Genomic DNA, 16,023 nt, shown 5'->3' on the forward strand with positions numbered 1-16,023 from the left:
TGATGTCTCTCTTAATCCAGATTATCGACTGCATACTGCGCCTCTTCAGCTGTAAACTGTTCACCATACTCTGAAACCAGCTGGTCGTAAACCGCAGCATTCGACATACTCATCATATCCCGATAAGTCTTTGCGGACTCCAGAGCATTGGCATTCCAATCCCATTCTATATTGTCTACAGCATATTGTGCTGCTTCAGGTGGAAAGTTCTCCCCATACTCTGAAACCAGCTGATCATATATTCCTGCTTTTGACATCGACATGATTTCTGCATATGTGTAAGCACTTTCCAAAGCGAGCTCCCACTCTCTTGGAACCGTCCCTTTTTCAGCAGCGGTTTCTTTATCCACTTCAACATCAGTATTTTCTTCAGCTCTTTCATCTTCCGATTCTTCTTCAATAGAAGATAATTTCTTTTCCAAATCTGAAACCTGATTGGTAAGGGCATCATTTTCATCATTCATTTCATTGTTTTCCTGTTTCAAACTTTCAACTTCTGACTGCAGCTCTCCTTTCTCCTCTTCCATAGTTTCTAGTTTTCGCTCAAGTTCCTGTGCACTGTCATCGGTGTTACTTTGTGCCCCTAATACATCGTTCTCTTCCTCTAAAGCCTCAACTTCTTCTTCAAGCTGTTGCTTATCAGATTCAAGCTGGGAAATTTGTTCTGATAGTTCATCCGATGAAGCTGTGTCCGATTCCTCTTCTCCACCACAGGCACCGATAACCAGTACAAGTATAAAAACAATACCGATTAAAAATCGTTTCATATTAAATTACACCCCTTCTAAATATTTACATCTAATTATATATGATTTAAATTTAGATATAAGATAATAGACTACAATTTTGATAATATTTCACATTTGATATATTCATCGTTTATAATCAATTTAACTTTCTTTTTTATTTTGAAGTTTTTAACGTGTAAATTAACCACTTTCATCAAGACCGACCTTAACATTTTTAAAATCAGATAGTATCATTAAATTAAAATTAATTTGTACTGATTTAATGTGTTACCACATTTCTTAATGTGTTATACTATTTGCAATTAGTACATTAAAATAAATCCCTGGAGGCATTTAAATGGTCAAGCATTCTGATTTAATCTCAAAGTTAGTATCTAAAGATACAACAGAAGTTCAGCTTTCTGCTCCACAACTTGTTACCGCTTCACTTAGAAGAGGAGAAGGTGCTTTAACTGATACAGGCGCTTTAAGAGCAGAAACCGGTAAATATACAGGTCGCAGTCCTAAAGACCGTTTCATAGTGGAAGACAACGTATCGGATCATAAAATTCACTGGAGTGAAGTAAACCAGCCGATTTCAGAAGAGATTTTCGATAATCTATTTGAAAAAGTGATTGATCACTTAAATTCTAAAGAAGAGACTTTCGTGTTTAAAGGTTACGCAGGGGCTGACGAATCTACCCGTTTGGACTTGCAGGTTGTCAATGAATTCAGCTGGCACAATCTTTTCGTTCAAAACCTGTTCATCCGTCCTGAGACTAAAGAAGAGGCACTCAATATCGACCCGCAGTTCACCATCGTATCTGCACCGACTTTCAAGGCAGACCCTGCAGTCGATGGAACAAACTCTGAGGCATTTGTCATCATTTCACTTAAAAAGGGAATTATTTTAATCGGCGGTACAGAGTATGCCGGAGAAATGAAGAAATCAATCTTCTCTATCATGAACTACCTGCTGCCTGAAAAAGGTGTGATGAGTATGCACTGTTCAGCCAACGTCGGAGAAAACAAGGATGTTGCATTATTCTTCGGCTTATCCGGAACAGGTAAGACAACTTTGTCCGCGGATCCTCACCGTGATCTGATCGGTGATGATGAACATGGTTGGAATGACGAGGGCGTTTTTAACATTGAAGGCGGGTGCTATGCGAAAACGATAGATTTATCCGCAGTGAAAGAGCCGGAAATCCACGGTGCAATCAGATTTGGGACTGTACTGGAGAATGTCGTTTTAGACGAAGAAGGTACACCTGATTACGAAGATAAATCACTGACTGAAAATACTCGTGCAGCCTACCCGCTTCATTATATTGACAATGCACGCATCCCTTCAGTGGCAGGTCATCCAAAAACAATCATCTTCTTGACGGCGGATGCATTTGGCGTATTGCCTCCGATCAGTAAATTGGACAGAGATCAGTCAATGTATCATTACTTAAATGGATTCACATCCAAACTCGCAGGTACTGAAAGAGGAGTGACTGATCCACAGCCGGTGTTCTCATCATGTTTCGGCTCACCATTTTTACCGTTGGAAGCGACTGTCTACGCTAAAATGCTTGGCCGTCTGATCGATAAGCATGACGTCAACGTCTATCTTGTCAATACAGGATGGACAGGCGGCGGTTACGGCATAGGAAAACGTATGGACCTGACTCACACCCGCACAATGATCCGTCGTGCAATCAGCGGAGAATTGGAACTTGGTGAGTTTAATAAAGATGAAACCTTCGGTCTTAACGTACCAGTTTCAGTGACAGGCGTTCCTGATGAACTCTTAATGCCTAAAAACACATGGCTGGATAAGGAAGGCTATGATGAGAAAGCAAATAATTTAAAAGAAATGTTCAAAGAAAACTTTAATAAGTTCGGTGAACAGTCTGCAGAGATTGCTCAAAAAGGTGGATTTAACTAGTTAAATCCTTTTAATTCAAAGTGATTGGGACAGAACCATTCTCAAGATAAAAAATCCGTACGCTTTAATCCTGGGGGAATAGCGTACGGATTTTTCTGTCCATCAGCCGGCCTATCATCTTTTTATAACCTTATGTTACATCCCCTTCTTCATATTTTCAGAAAATAAAATGATTCGAATTATCAGTTACTTTAAAATAGTAATTTATAATTGTAAACTAACAATTTTTTACTCAGTTGGTTTGATTTATAAAATTACCTGTGTTACGTTAAATAAGATCAAAGTTTAGTAATTCTTCAAACTGTCAGATTGTACGACAAAACTAATCATCAAGTTAGGACTGAGTATTTTGAGTGTTATTGAAATTAAGGATGTTACAAAGGTTTTTGGACCTTACACGAAAGAAGTTGAAGAACTTTTACATAAAAACAAATCCAAAAATGAAATTTTAAATGAAACCGGCTCTACAGTTGCTGTAAAATCTGCAAATTTGTCGATTGAAAAAAGTGAAGTTTTTGTAGTCATGGGCCTTTCAGGCAGTGGTAAATCTACCTTGATACGATTAATCAACCGCCTAATAGATCCCACGACCGGGGACTTGATTGTCAAAGGAAAGAACGTCTCAAAGTTGAGCAAAACAGAACTAAGAGAGTTCAGAAGAGAAAACTTCAGCATGGTTTTTCAGAGCTTCGCCCTATTCCCTTTTAAAAGCATATTGGATAATACTGCATTCGGGTTGGAAGTCCGGAATATTCCAAAGAAGGAAAGACTGGAAAAAGCGAAAAATGCGCTTAATATGGTTGGTCTCGCCGGCTATGAAAATCAAAAGCCCAGCCAATTGTCAGGCGGTATGCAGCAGCGTGTGGGCCTGGCCCGTGCGCTCGCCAATGACACTGATATCCTGCTTATGGATGAAGCATTCTCAGCCCTTGATCCTTTAATCAGGAAAGAGATGCAGAATGAACTGATGCAGCTTCAGCAGAAAATGCAGAAAACAATCGTCTTCATCACACACGATTTAGATGAGGCACTGAATATCGGCGACCGCATCGCATTGATGAAAGATGGAGAAATTGCCCAGGTCGGAACACCAGAGGAAATAGTGACAAATCCGGCAAACGACTATGTCAAAGCATTCGTTAAAGATATCGACCGCTCAAAAGTGCTTAAAGTGAAACATATCATGCGTCCGGCCAACCCGCAGGAAAATACTGCTGCAAATCCTGTCATTGATTCTGAAGATCTGCTTTATAAATCATATGAATCATTTAAAAACGGTGTCAGAGAATTAACAGTAAAGGAAGATGATAAAATCGTCGGCATAGTTGAATTCGATAAAGTATTTGAAGTACTTGCTGTTGGAAATGAGGTGGAAGAAGATGTTAGATAACATACCACGCCTTCCTCTTTCCGAATGGACTTCTGACTTCGTCAGATGGGTTACAAGTGCATTCAGCTTTATCTTCGATCCGATCAATAATTATCTCGGTACTTTGATGAATTGGATAATCAGCGGGCTTGAGTTCATCCCCCCTCTATTATTCATACTTATCATCATGGCGCTGTCAGCCATCTTTATGAAAAAGAAAGTACTCTCCCCTATCCTTATAGGTATCGGCCTGGTGTTCATATACAATCAGGGATTATGGGAAAACCTGATTGATACTATGACTCTCGTCATCATCAGTGGTCTGATTTCAATCGTCATCGGTGTACCTCTAGGAATTCTAATGTCCAGAAGCAATACTTTTGAAATGCTCATGAAACCGATACTCGACTTGATGCAGACGATGCCGGCTTTCGTTTACTTGATACCTGCAGTGGCATTTTTCGGCATCGGTATGGTGCCAGGCGTGTTCGCATCAGTGATTTTCGCATCACCGCCGACCATCCGTTTAACGAACTTGGGGATAAGGCAGATTTCGGAAGAATTGATTGAAGCCAGTGATTCATTCGGTACGACACCAATGCAGAAATTGCTTAAAGTACAGCTTCCCCTTGCCAGACCGTCAATTATGGCAGGAATTAACCAGACGATCATGCTGGCGCTTTCCATGGTTGTCATTGCATCTATGATTGGTGCACCAGGATTAGGTACAGAAGTATTGAGTTCACTTCAAAGAGCTCAAGTAGGTCCAGGATTTGTTGCCGGACTGGGAATTGTCATCTTGGCAATCATTATAGATAGATTTACCCAGACCAGCAGTTCAAATAAATAATATATTATAGGAGGAGTTTATTTATGAAAAAATGGCATCTTTTGTTTTTAACAGCCGTTCTTTCACTTGTGCTTGCTGCATGCGGCGGCGCAGAAGAAACAGACAGTGGTGAAGAAGGTAGCGGGGAAAACGCTGAGTCCACTGAGGAAAATGGTTCAGAAGGCAGCAGTGATTTAGGTGAAGAAGACATCACTTTATCTTACGTTGAATGGGATACAGAAATTGCTTCCACTCACGTAATGCAAAAAGTATTGGAAGATGAAGGTTATAATGTTGAAGTGACACCTCTTGATAATGCTGTTATGTGGCAGTCAATTGCAACAGACGAAGCAGATGGCATGGTGGCGGCATGGTTGCCACTTACACATGGTGATCTTTACGAAGAGTACGAAGATCAGATTGTAGACCTTGGTCCAAACCTTGAAGGCGCAGCAATCGGTATGGTAGTACCTGAAGACTTTCCTGTCGATTCTATCGCAGACCTCAGCGATGAAGCAAACCAGACAGTGACCGGCATTGAACCGGGTGCTGGTGTAGTACAGGCATCTGAACGTGCTGTCGGCGAAGATTACGATAACCTGAGTGACTGGGAAGTTCAGACTTCATCATCAGGTGCAATGGCGACAGAACTCCGTTCAGCAGTTGAAAACGGTGAAGAGATCGTCGTAACAGGATGGTCACCACACTGGAAATTCCAGGAGTTCGACCTTAAATACCTTGAAGACCCGGAAGGTTCTTTTGGGGAAGCTGAAACGATCAACACTGTCGTCAGACAAGATTTAGAAACGGACAGCCCGCACGCATATAACGTTCTTGATAATTTCTACTGGGACACTGAACAGATGGAAGAAGTTATGCTGGAGATAGAACAAGGTGCTTCACCTCAGGATGCTGCAGAAGCTTGGGTTGAAGACAACCAGGATGTAGTATCAGAGTGGACTGAATAATCATCCTTCTCCGGTAATATTAGTCTTAAAAGACTTTTATTACCGGTTTTTTTATGAGTTTTATAATTGTTAGAAAATTATAAAAAATGATGTGTTTTATAAAATTTTGTGGTAGGATTAATATGAAAGCGATTACAATTAAAGGGGATAAAATTATGAAAGAAGGATTCAGTATTAAAACGATGCTTTTGATCTTCACCATGAGTCTGCTGCTCGCCGCATGCGGGGATGAACCATCGGAGCCTGAAGCAGATGGGACAGGAACTTCAACAGATGAAAATGCGGAAGCGGATGGTGAGTCAGATGGCAATGAACTCTTTGATTATGAAGATTTTCCACAGACTGTGTCGAATACAGGGGATCCTACAGGTGAAGGGACACTTCAAGTCGGTTATTCATCCAGTACACCATTTGAAGGAACTCTGAATTATAATTTCTATACCGGTACACCGGACATGACCATGCTTGGTTTTTTTGATGAATCAGTTTTCACTTCAGATGAAAATATGCAGTTTACCAATGAGGGCGCCATTCATTTTGATATGAATGAAGAAGACAATACTGTCACTTTCACTGTGGCTGAGGATGTTTATTGGCACGACGGTGAACCTTTGACCATCGAGGATTACGTTGCTTCCTATGAAGTGATCGGCCATCCTGATTATGACGGTGTCAGAGGAACTACCGACGGATTTACATTGATTGAGGGGTATGATGAGTATAAAGCCGGTGATGCAGATGAGATTTCAGGTATTGAAGTGATTGATGATGATACCGCAGTGTTTACATATAAAGAGCTGGCCCCATCACTCACATCAGGTGGCTTTTGGTTCTATGCTTTCCCGGAACACCACTACGAAGGTGTGGACGTCGAAGATATGGCATCAGCACCGGAAACAAGAGAAAATCCTATTGGTATCGGTCCATATAAAGTGGATTCAATTATTACAGGGGAAACAATATCATTGACTAAGTTTGAAGATTACTGGAGAGGTGAACCCCAACTTGACGGTATGGAGGTCAGCGTAATCCCGCCCTCCTCCATTGCCAATGCGATGGAAAGTGGCGAGATCGATGTCGCAGCATCATTCCCATCCACACAGTTCCCAGACGTCCATGACATGGGAGGCGTCGAATGGCTGATGCAGCTACAGAACTCATACGGATACATCGGATTTAAACTCGGCGAATGGGATGAAGAAAATGAAATGGTAGATTATAAGCCTGATGAAATGAAAATGGGTGACATCAATCTTAGACGTGCAATGTGGCACGCAATCGAACTCGATGCCATGGGAGAAAACTTCTTCAACGGCCTTGCCTGGAAGGCACAATCGGTAATGTCACCTGTTCATGCAGGATTCCATAATGATAATCTTGATGTGCCGGAATATAATCCGGATGAAGCAAACAGAATTTTGGATGAAGCGGGTTATGAAGATATAGACGATGACGGCTTCAGAGAAACACCCGACGGTGAACCTCTTGAAATCAGCTACCTCGCAATGTCGGGTGGCGATGTCGCTGAACCATTTGCAAACTACTTGATGCAGTCATGGAGAGCGGTTGGCCTGCATGTCAGACTCGTCAACAACCGTCTGATAGAATTCAATACATTTTATGACATGGTAGAAAATGACGACCCGGATATTGATATTTATGAAGCTTCATGGAACGTCGGTACAGACGTGAACCCTGACCAGTTCTACGGTGCAGATGCACCATTCAACTATTCACGTTATGAAACTGAAGAAAGTACTGACCTTTTAGTACAGGGGAATTCACAGGAAGCACTCGACATTGAGAGACGGATTGAAATTTATAATGACTGGCAGGAACTGATGAATGAAGAAATACCAGTCATTCCGACACTGAACTTCTCTTACGTCACACCAGTGAGTGAAAATGTGATGAACTGGAGTGAAGAAATAGGGTTCAATGAGGATACACATCTTTACAGAGTCGGATTTAGTGAATAGGCAAATTAAAAACACCTTTCATATTTTAATATGGAAGGTGTTATATTTTATCTTCGATTTGAGATTGAATTCTTTAGTTCTCAAATCGAATCTCAGATGATTTTTCGATTTGAAATCCAAATTCTACCGGATCAAATCGAATTCGACACCCTATTTCGATGTGAGATTGATTTTCAGAAGCCTCTAATCGATTTTTATACTTAAATTCAATTTAAATAGCAGATTTTCCTTGTTCAAATCGATTTAAACATCACATTTCGATTCGGTCATCGATTTAAGATCTCTCAAATCGAAATCAGACAATGCTACCCGTCAAAAAATTCATCCATTCGGCTCATCTCATACAAATAATGAATGCACTCGTCCTCAAGCAGCACGCTCCTGTCTTCTTCAGGAACATCATCTGCAGTATCAAACACTTCCGGCCCGTGTGTTTCGAGATACTCGCACTTAAAAAACAGATTTTTCACTTCTATATAAAAGACTGCTTTATTAAACGGTTTTTCAGCATGTACTGTATATGTCCCAATAAATTTCAAGCGCTCGGCAGACGCGCCTGTTTCTTCAAACAGTTCTCGCTGCACTGCTTCTTCCAATGTTTCATCCGCTTCCACTTTACCGCCGGGAAACTCAATGCCCCGTATTTTATGATGGGTGAACAAGTATTGATGATTAAACTTTGGTATTGCGAGGACATGTTTTGTGTTATCCACATATCCTTCTGTAAATGTCACTTTCCTGCCTTCAAAATCCGTAAATTCTTTCATTTCATCAACATCCTTTGTTTGCTTAATCTCAATATACCCGATATCATATGTATAAATTAATAAAAACTTGGTGAAACTATGAAGAAAATCATAATATTATTTTTCCGCTTTTATCAAAAAGTCATCTCACCGATGTTCCCGCCTTCATGCAGATTCAATCCGACATGCAGTAACTACGGTATTGAAGCCGTCCGGGAACATGGCGGACTCAAAGGCGGCTGGATGGCGATAAGACGTATCCTTAAATGTCATCCGTTCCATCCGGGCGGATATGATCCCGTGCCTTTGAACCCTAAAAACTATCCAGACAGTAAAACTGATCAGTAGGCCGGAATCTCCGGTCTACTGATTTTTTATATATCGTTCATAATTTTTCTGTCTTGAGACTTTGCCGGTGGATGTCATAATGATTTCATCGACAAAATATATCTCTTTCGGCATCTTATATCTGGCCAGCGTCTCAGACAGATGATTTAATATATCACTTTTAATATTTTGATCGCCCTGAATCAAGAGCACAGGGACCTCGCCCCACTTCTCATCCTGCACTTTGACAACGACGCAGGATTCTATGCCGCTCACCTCATGGACTCTGTCCTCAATCTCTTTAGGATAAATGTTTTCGCCGCCGCTTATTATCAAATCTTTACGCCGGTCCAGTATATATAGATATCCTTCATCATCGATGTATGCGAGATCTCCAGTTTTGAAGTATCCGTTTTCCTCATCTATCGGTGCATTTAAATATCCGGGGGCCACATTCTCCGCTTTGACTAATAACTCTTCGTTCTGATCGACTTTTATCTGTACATTTTTTAACGCTTTTCCTACAGTGCCGTTTAAAATCTTTTCATCATGATATGGAATAGAAACGATTTGAGAGCAGGTCTCAGTCATGCCGAATGAATTATATACAGGCAGATTATTATCCAGCGCTTCTTTTAAGACATTTTTAGTCACCCCGGCTCCGCCAAGTAGAATGCCCTGCAGATTACTGCCGAAATCATTGCCGATTTTAAGCAGCCTCTTCAGCATTATTGGCACCAGGCTTGTATGGGTGACCTCGTCTGTCTTTAATAAATTAAAGATTTTCTCTTCGTCAAACTTATCCACCACTATATTTGTACATTGGGCAATTACGCATCTGAGCACAATCGACAGTCCTGAAATATGAAATATCGGGTTGACCTGCATCCACACGCTGTCCGTATCATAGCCGAATCTGCTTTCGCACCCTTTTGCGGAGGCATAATGATTCAAATATGTCTGCTTGACCGCTTTGGCCCGGCCGGTGGTCCCTGAAGTGAACATGATGGATAAAATACTGTCTTCATTGACCGCCGGCGATTCAAAATCCACCATCTGCAACTGCTGCAGATCATCAAAACTGATCACTTCAAAGCCGTCGATTTCAAATCGTTTAGTCGCAATGATTGTTGATACATCAACATCTTTCAGCTGCTCTGTGATTTCATGGTTCGTCAGCCTTGTATTGATAAAAACAATCTCCACACCGGCCTGCATCAAAGCATGGATCAGCTTCAACGAATCAAGCGAGTTGTAAATATAGACACCCAGCCTATTCTGTCCGAGAGACTTTATTTTACGGGAGAGTACATCGGCTTGTTCATATAACGCTTTATATGTAATGGTTTCCCCACTGTATTTCACAGCGATTTTATCAGGCACATCTTCAGAAGCTTTTCTCAGCCAGTTTTCCATATTCAACACCTCAAAAAACCCATCTGTCAGATGGGTTTGATATTATGGGAATTTCGGGAATTGGTCGAAATCCGGTTTTCTTTTCTCTTTGAAAGCGTCACGGCCTTCTTTGGCTTCATCTGTCGTGTAGTAAAGGAGTGTTGCATCCCCTGCCATCTGCTGAAGTCCTGCAAGTCCGTCCGTATCAGCATTCATCGCAGCTTTTAAGAATCTAAGTGCAGTCGGTGAGTGTTCCATCATTTCTTCACACCATTTGACAGTTTCATCTTCCAGTCTCTCCAGTGGTACTACTGTGTTTACCAGACCCATGTCCAATGCTTCATCAGCATTATACTGACGGCATAAATACCAGATTTCACGCGCTTTTTTGTGGCCGACGATACGTGCAAGATAGCCGGAACCGTATCCTGCATCGAATGAACCGACTTTAGGACCTGTCTGGCCGAATCTCGCATTATCTGCAGCAATAGTCAGATCACACACGACATGAAGTACATGACCGCCGCCGATAGCATAGCCTGCAACCATGGCAACGACCGGTTTAGGAATCACACGGATCAGGCGCTGAAGATCCAAGACGTTCAATCTTGGCACATCATCTTCTCCGACATATCCGCCGTGCCCGCGGACGGATTGGTCTCCGCCTGAACAGAATGCGAGGTCGCCTTCACCAGTCAATACGATGACATTGATATTCTGGTTATCGCGTGCCCGTGTGAATGCATCTATCATTTCTGACACCGTCCGCGGTGTGAATGCATTTCTCACTTCCGGTCGGTTGATTGTGATCTTACCGATACCATTGTAATATTCATACTTGATTTCTTTGTATTCTTTCAGTGTTTCCCACTCTCTAGCCATAATTAGACTGCCTCCTATTTTAAGAACTCTGTTATTATTGTATCAAACTTTTCTGCCGATTCTAAATGAATGTTATGCCCGGCACCTTCTACTATTTTCAATTCGGCATTTTCAATTGAATCTGCCATTTTTTTATTGATATCCACAAACTTTTTATCGGTTTCACCGGCAATCAATAAGACTGGCATTTTAAGATGTTGTAATCCGGACCAGTACGACGGCTGCGCACCTGTACCATATTTCAGCAGGCTGTCCGCCACTTCCTCCGGCTGCTGTGCTTCACGCATTTTTCTCTGCTCCGTGAATGCTTCGGCAGACAGATTCTGCTGGCTTTGGAATAAACCCATCCTCTCCCATTCATCCAGGAACTTCCGGTAATCTCCCATGATTTTTTGTGCTCTTTTTTTATCTGTTTCCAGACGCTGTTCTTTTTCACCTGCATCCAAAAGACCCGGTGAAGCACTTTCGAGTATTAATGATTGAACTTTTTCCGGATAAAGTACCGCCAATGATAAAGCTGTCCTGCCGCCCATGGAATAACCGAGCACATGCACCGCATCAAGTTTCAATCTTTGCAATATCCCGCTCAGGCCATGCGACACATCTTCCATATCATAGTCATACTTCCTGCTCTTTGACCCGCCGAACCCCGGTAAGTCTGCGTAAAGTAAGTTATATGAACCACTTAATGTCTCACCGATACTTTTCATGCTTCCCGAGTCAGACATGAAACCGTGCAATAGAAAAACGGTTTCTGAATGATTGTTATCTTCAAAATAAAAATTCATATCAAGTGTCAAAGCGCTTCACCAACTGTGCGATTTCTGATTTCAGCTTCTGATGTGAATCCAGATTGTCCGTCCGGTCTGTTATGATTTCAATGATGTTCCTGCCGGAAGCAGGCATTTCAAAACCGTTCATATCATCCATCGATTCTATCTTTCTATAAGTGAAGTCGTAAAGTTTCGCGCTGTATTCAAAATTCAAATCCAGCGGTGTGCCGAACAATCTTTCAAAGTGATCTTTATTGTCATATTGCGGAAGAAAGTTGAAAATTCCACCGCCGTCATTGTTGAAGACGACGATATTGATATCAATGTCGTTCAGCTTGGACATGATCAGACCGTTCATATCGTGATACAGTGCGATATCTCCGATGACGAGCGTCACTTTATCTTTCACCGCCATGGCAATCGCCGTGGATACTACACCGTCAATACCATTGGCACCACGGTTTGCATAGACTCTTCCTGCAGGCATTGTGCCATAGCGTTCGACATCCCGGATCGGCATACTGCTCGATGCAAAGATGATATCATCTCGTGTGCGTTTCAGCACTTCATACATGAAACGTCCTTCGTCACTGTAATCACCAATATTGCTGTCTATATGACTTCTGATTTCCTTATCCAGCCTGATGAACCAGTCTTTCAATTTTTGATCATCGCCGCTGCCGATCAAATCTTTCAGTATTGATCCAATATCACCAACATATGTTTCATCTGGTGAAACAGGGAATGTTTTAATGATTTCAAACTCACTGAGCAGTATTTGTCTGACCGGTGAACTGCCTAAAAACCGATTGGTCAGCTTGGACGTGACCGGCTCACCCACACGGATGATATAATCCAGGTTTTGGTTGATGAATTTCTGCTGTTTGTCGGTCAGACATGAAAAGATCAGGTCATGTGCAGTGACAATGTTTTCGCTGTTGATGCGGGTGTGCTGACGCGGGTCCGCCACTACGATGACATTCGGCTGGTTGAACAATCCCTGCAAATGCTCGAGAGATGCATCCGTCTCACCCAAAACGACGAGTATATTACCGTTCAGCGGCTGAACATCATAATGGATGGCCGCTTCTTTAACTTCAATTCTTTCTCTCGTAAATAAATCAGTACGTGTCAAGTCCGGCATTAACGGTTCACGGATTGGAATATTGAAATGCACCGGTCCGAGACTCGTACCCGTAAAGTACTGTCCGGCCTGCTTCACTTTCGCTCCGATCAGACCTGTATAGTTCTGCGAGCCTTCAGCAACCGGCAGCTCCGTGTAGTAGGAAACATAATTCCGGTACATATTGCCCTGGTCTATCGCCTGCGGTGCGCCGATGTTACGCAGCTCTGCCGGCCTGTCGGAAGTCATTATTATCAGAGGTATATGGCTGAGTCCCGCTTCTGCGACTGCAGGCGTATAGTTTGCCGCTGCAGTACCTGAAGTGCATATGAGTCCGACCGGTCTTTTTTCTTTTTTGCTCAAACCGAGTCCGAAGAAAGCCGCGCTTCTCTCATCGGGATGGATATATGTTTTGATATGCGGATGGATTTCTGCAGCAAGTGCCAGCGGTGTAGATCTAGACCCCGGTGAAATGACCACTTCATCCATTCCGTTTTCATACAGACTGTCCAGCAGAGTGAATACTTGAATCGTCAATGCTTCCTGATGATTCACGCTTCCACCTCCAGAACATTCATCATTGGTGTAAACTTGACATCCGTTTCCAAAAATTCTTTATCGGAAGAAGAGCCCTTGACTATGCCGCAGCCTGCAAAAAGGGTCGCACTCGTTTTGGACAAAAGCATCGAGCGCAGGCTTACGACAAACTCCGAATCATTGTTTTCATGGATCAGACCGATGGGCGCAGCATAGAGTCCGCGTGTGCCGTACTCCTTTTCCTTGATATAATCTTTTGCTATTTTTTTAGGCAGTCCGCCGACGGCCGGCGTCGGATGGATTGCCTTCAGTATTTCAAAGATTTCTATATCATCGTTCAATCTCATTTCAATCGGTGTATGCAGATGATAAATATACTTATTCTGCAGAATCTCAGGTACATCATCATACTTGATGACAGAACTGTACGGTTTAAGATCTTCAACTATAGACTGTCTGACCAGTTCATGTTCGTAACGGTTCTTCTCATCATTGAGAAGAAAATTCTGTTGATATTCGTTGTCCTCTTCATCCGATGTCCGGGGGGCAGATCCAGCAATTGCGTTCGTCCACAAATAATCATCCTTGATTTCGAAAAGACGTTCAGGCGACTTGGAAATAAATGCACTGCTCCCTTTCTCATAAAAAATCGTATATGTGCCTGTTTCATCTTTCAGGCGCTCGAGCAGATACAGCGGGTCCATTGATGATTTGAACGTAATCAGACGCTGTCTCGCCAACACCACTTTCATGAATGTCTCTTCATCCAACACTTCCACTGCCTCATCTACGAGCTCTTTCCACTCTTCAGGGAAAATATCTTTGACGATATTTACCTCTGCGCCTTCGTAAGAGTCAGGTTCTGTTTCAGACAATGCACGGAGCGTTTCCATGAGCTCCTCAAAAGTATCTGATAATTTCTCAGAATTTTGAGGGATGGTATAGAACAGCTCCTGTCTGACCAGGTCGAACTGAAATACAGGCAGATGGAATTCCGCCATTGAAAAATCAGACCATTCGTCGGTTGTATCTTTATCATCGAATTTGACCCCGCCGAAAAGACTCAGACGGGAAGTCAGTTCCTCAGTCATAGGTACCATCTGTATACTGTCATATAATTTTTTCTTCTCATCAGACAACCGTGCCACTTTAAACCTGTCACGGGAAATGGTTGCCCTGTATCCTATACCGACGGTATCAAATTTATTATCTTTGGACTGGAACCAATAACGTTCTCCAAGATAATCTTTAAAGTATGTGAATATTTGTGCGTGGCTCACATCATATTCACTGATCGGTATATGTAGTGTTATGTATTCTTTATCAGAATCGATGATTACTGCATCGATTGCATTTTGATATTCTGTCAAACTCATTGATTTACACTTCTTTCTACATAGTTACTCATATTTTATCATTTATTCGCTATACTGTGTATCTTGAGTTATCAATTCCTCACTCAAATATGATAAAATCAATGAGTCAATATAAAGTTAAAGGAAGATGATTGTGCAAGGTCCAGATACTCTTACAGGCTTTAAAAAATATATCAGCTTAACAAGGCCCCATACGTTAACTGCAAGTTTCGTCCCAGTGCTCGTCGGGACATTTAGTGTACTGCTGTTTGCGCCGATACGGTGGGACATGTTCATCGCTATGCTTATTGCTACATTGCTGATTCAATCTGCTACAAATATGTTCAATGAATACTTTGATTACAAAAGAGGGCTCGATACCCATGAATCTGTGGGAATTGCCGGAGCCATCGTGCGGAACGGCATGTCTCCGCAGTCTGTCTTCAGTTTTGCAGTCACATTCTATATTATTGCGGCACTGATCGGATTATACATAGCCTTCAACTCATCGTTATGGATACTCCTCATAGGAATTATATCAATGGCTGTCGGTTATTTATATACCGGAGGACCATTTCCTATCTCATGGACGCCGTTTGGGGAAGTATTTGCAGGATTATTTATGGGTACCGTCATTATCATGATTACATTTTTCATCCATACCGGTACACTGCATTATTTCCCGCTTCTGATGTCCATACCTGTTGCAATAACAATCGGACTGCTCAATATGGCAAATAATATACGGGACCGTAAGAAAGACAAAATGAGCGGCCGTAAAACTTTTGTCATTATGGTCGGCAAACCCGTGGCAGTCATGACATCTGCAGTATTGCTCGCATTTTGTTACCTCTTTTTAATATGGATTACATTTTTTGAATCCATCGGTTCCATCTTTCTACTGTTACCATTGCTCTCTGCTCCTGTAGCGTTTAAAACAGTGGTGAAGTGGAAAAACGGAGACACTCCGATAGAATTGATTCCGGCCATGGCTTCCATGGGGAAATTGAATACGATGTTCGGCTTATTGTTATCCATAGGACTCCTCATCTATGGACTGACAGGTATATGATGAC

14 protein-coding genes are annotated in these 16,023 nt (G+C 42.1%); 7 read left to right on the plus strand and 7 right to left on the minus strand.

All coding sequences use genetic code 11. The annotated features are described in order from the left end of the window. Positions 1 to 11 precede the first annotated feature (11 nt). A complete protein-coding gene (locus tag ACY8DT_RS00655; RefSeq protein WP_462421051.1) occupies positions 12 to 767 on the minus strand; it encodes an Ltp family lipoprotein in 756 nt (251 codons plus the stop codon). A gap of 319 nt (positions 768 to 1,086) precedes the next feature. Between ACY8DT_RS00655 and pckA the strand changes: the two genes are divergently transcribed. From pckA to ACY8DT_RS00680, 5 genes are all read left to right on the plus strand, one after another. Then, a complete protein-coding gene (gene pckA, locus ACY8DT_RS00660; protein WP_462421052.1) occupies positions 1,087 to 2,664 on the plus strand; it encodes a phosphoenolpyruvate carboxykinase (ATP) in 1,578 nt (525 codons plus the stop codon). A gap of 349 nt (positions 2,665 to 3,013) precedes the next feature. After that, positions 3,014 to 4,054, plus strand: a complete 1,041-nt coding sequence (locus ACY8DT_RS00665; protein ID WP_462421053.1) for a quaternary amine ABC transporter ATP-binding protein — start codon at positions 3,014 to 3,016, stop codon at positions 4,052 to 4,054. Then, positions 4,044 to 4,883: an ABC transporter permease gene (locus ACY8DT_RS00670; RefSeq protein ID WP_462421054.1), complete on the plus strand. Its 840-nt coding sequence runs from the start codon at positions 4,044 to 4,046 to the stop codon at positions 4,881 to 4,883. Before ACY8DT_RS00665 ends, ACY8DT_RS00670 begins: the two co-directional genes overlap by 11 nt. 23 nt (positions 4,884 to 4,906) lie before the next feature. After that, positions 4,907 to 5,830 carry a glycine betaine ABC transporter substrate-binding protein gene (locus ACY8DT_RS00675; RefSeq protein WP_462421055.1) on the plus strand — a complete coding sequence of 308 codons (924 nt, stop codon included), beginning with the start codon at positions 4,907 to 4,909 and terminating at the stop codon, positions 5,828 to 5,830. A 122-nt stretch (positions 5,831 to 5,952) separates the two neighbouring features. Next, positions 5,953 to 7,809, plus strand: a complete 1,857-nt coding sequence (locus tag ACY8DT_RS00680; protein ID WP_462421056.1) for an oligopeptide ABC transporter substrate-binding protein — start codon at positions 5,953 to 5,955, stop codon at positions 7,807 to 7,809. Positions 7,810 to 8,114: 305 nt separating this feature from the next. Here the strand turns inward: ACY8DT_RS00680 and ACY8DT_RS00685 are convergent, their stop codons facing one another. Next, positions 8,115 to 8,576 (minus strand): NUDIX domain-containing protein, encoded by a 462-nt coding sequence (locus tag ACY8DT_RS00685; RefSeq protein ID WP_462421057.1) that lies wholly within the window; start codon positions 8,574 to 8,576, stop codon positions 8,115 to 8,117. Between the two features lie 78 nt (positions 8,577 to 8,654). Here ACY8DT_RS00685 and yidD point away from each other — a divergent pair, with 78 nt between their 5' ends. Further along, a complete protein-coding gene (gene yidD / locus ACY8DT_RS00690) occupies positions 8,655 to 8,903 on the plus strand; it encodes a membrane protein insertion efficiency factor YidD (RefSeq protein ID WP_462421058.1) in 249 nt (82 codons plus the stop codon). Positions 8,904 to 8,918: 15 nt separating this feature from the next. Here the strand turns inward: yidD and menE are convergent, their stop codons facing one another. Genes menE through ACY8DT_RS00715 form a run of 5 tightly spaced genes read right to left on the minus strand, consistent with a single transcriptional unit; the run spans position 8,919 to position 14,968 of the window. After that, positions 8,919 to 10,298: an o-succinylbenzoate--CoA ligase gene (menE, locus tag ACY8DT_RS00695; RefSeq protein ID WP_462421059.1), complete on the minus strand. Its 1,380-nt coding sequence runs from the start codon at positions 10,296 to 10,298 to the stop codon at positions 8,919 to 8,921. 42 nt (positions 10,299 to 10,340) lie between these two features. Continuing rightward, a complete protein-coding gene (gene menB, locus ACY8DT_RS00700; RefSeq protein WP_462422202.1) occupies positions 10,341 to 11,162 on the minus strand; it encodes a 1,4-dihydroxy-2-naphthoyl-CoA synthase in 822 nt (273 codons plus the stop codon). 11 nt (positions 11,163 to 11,173) lie between these two features. Beyond that, positions 11,174 to 11,959, minus strand: a complete 786-nt coding sequence (gene menH, locus ACY8DT_RS00705; RefSeq protein WP_462421060.1) for a 2-succinyl-6-hydroxy-2,4-cyclohexadiene-1-carboxylate synthase — start codon at positions 11,957 to 11,959, stop codon at positions 11,174 to 11,176. Further along, positions 11,949 to 13,610 carry a 2-succinyl-5-enolpyruvyl-6-hydroxy-3-cyclohexene-1-carboxylic-acid synthase gene (gene menD / locus ACY8DT_RS00710; protein ID WP_462421061.1) on the minus strand — a complete coding sequence of 554 codons (1,662 nt, stop codon included), beginning with the start codon at positions 13,608 to 13,610 and terminating at the stop codon, positions 11,949 to 11,951. The genes menH and menD overlap by 11 nt, the downstream gene beginning before the upstream one ends. Next, positions 13,607 to 14,968 carry an isochorismate synthase gene (locus ACY8DT_RS00715; RefSeq protein WP_462421062.1) on the minus strand — a complete coding sequence of 454 codons (1,362 nt, stop codon included), beginning with the start codon at positions 14,966 to 14,968 and terminating at the stop codon, positions 13,607 to 13,609. The genes menD and ACY8DT_RS00715 overlap by 4 nt, the downstream gene beginning before the upstream one ends. Positions 14,969 to 15,095: 127 nt before the next feature. On the opposite strand from ACY8DT_RS00715, the gene ACY8DT_RS00720 reads away from it, so the two are divergent. After that, positions 15,096 to 16,019 (plus strand): 1,4-dihydroxy-2-naphthoate polyprenyltransferase, encoded by a 924-nt coding sequence (locus ACY8DT_RS00720; RefSeq protein WP_462421063.1) that lies wholly within the window; start codon positions 15,096 to 15,098, stop codon positions 16,017 to 16,019. Positions 16,020 to 16,023 lie beyond the last annotated feature (4 nt).

This window comes from Salinicoccus sp. Marseille-QA3875 (assembly GCF_054950095.1).

What these genes read in the sequence shown, in the direction of transcription:
- ACY8DT_RS00655 (WP_462421051.1), bottom strand. Translation starts at nt 767, where the DNA reads ATGAAACGATTTTTAATCGGTATTGTTTTTATACTTGTACTGGTTATC.
- pckA (WP_462421052.1), top strand. Translation starts at nt 1,087, where the DNA reads ATGGTCAAGCATTCTGATTTAATCTCAAAGTTAGTATCTAAAGATACA.
- ACY8DT_RS00670 (WP_462421054.1), top strand. Translation starts at nt 4,044, where the DNA reads ATGTTAGATAACATACCACGCCTTCCTCTTTCCGAATGGACTTCTGAC.
- ACY8DT_RS00675 (WP_462421055.1), top strand. Translation starts at nt 4,907, where the DNA reads ATGAAAAAATGGCATCTTTTGTTTTTAACAGCCGTTCTTTCACTTGTG.
- ACY8DT_RS00680 (WP_462421056.1), top strand. Translation starts at nt 5,953, where the DNA reads ATGAAAGCGATTACAATTAAAGGGGATAAAATTATGAAAGAAGGATTC.
- ACY8DT_RS00685 (WP_462421057.1), bottom strand. Translation starts at nt 8,576, where the DNA reads ATGAAAGAATTTACGGATTTTGAAGGCAGGAAAGTGACATTTACAGAA.
- yidD (WP_462421058.1), top strand. Translation starts at nt 8,655, where the DNA reads ATGAAGAAAATCATAATATTATTTTTCCGCTTTTATCAAAAAGTCATC.
- menE (WP_462421059.1), bottom strand. Translation starts at nt 10,298, where the DNA reads ATGGAAAACTGGCTGAGAAAAGCTTCTGAAGATGTGCCTGATAAAATC.
- ACY8DT_RS00715 (WP_462421062.1), bottom strand. Translation starts at nt 14,968, where the DNA reads ATGAGTTTGACAGAATATCAAAATGCAATCGATGCAGTAATCATCGAT.
- ACY8DT_RS00720 (WP_462421063.1), top strand. Translation starts at nt 15,096, where the DNA reads ATGATTGTGCAAGGTCCAGATACTCTTACAGGCTTTAAAAAATATATC.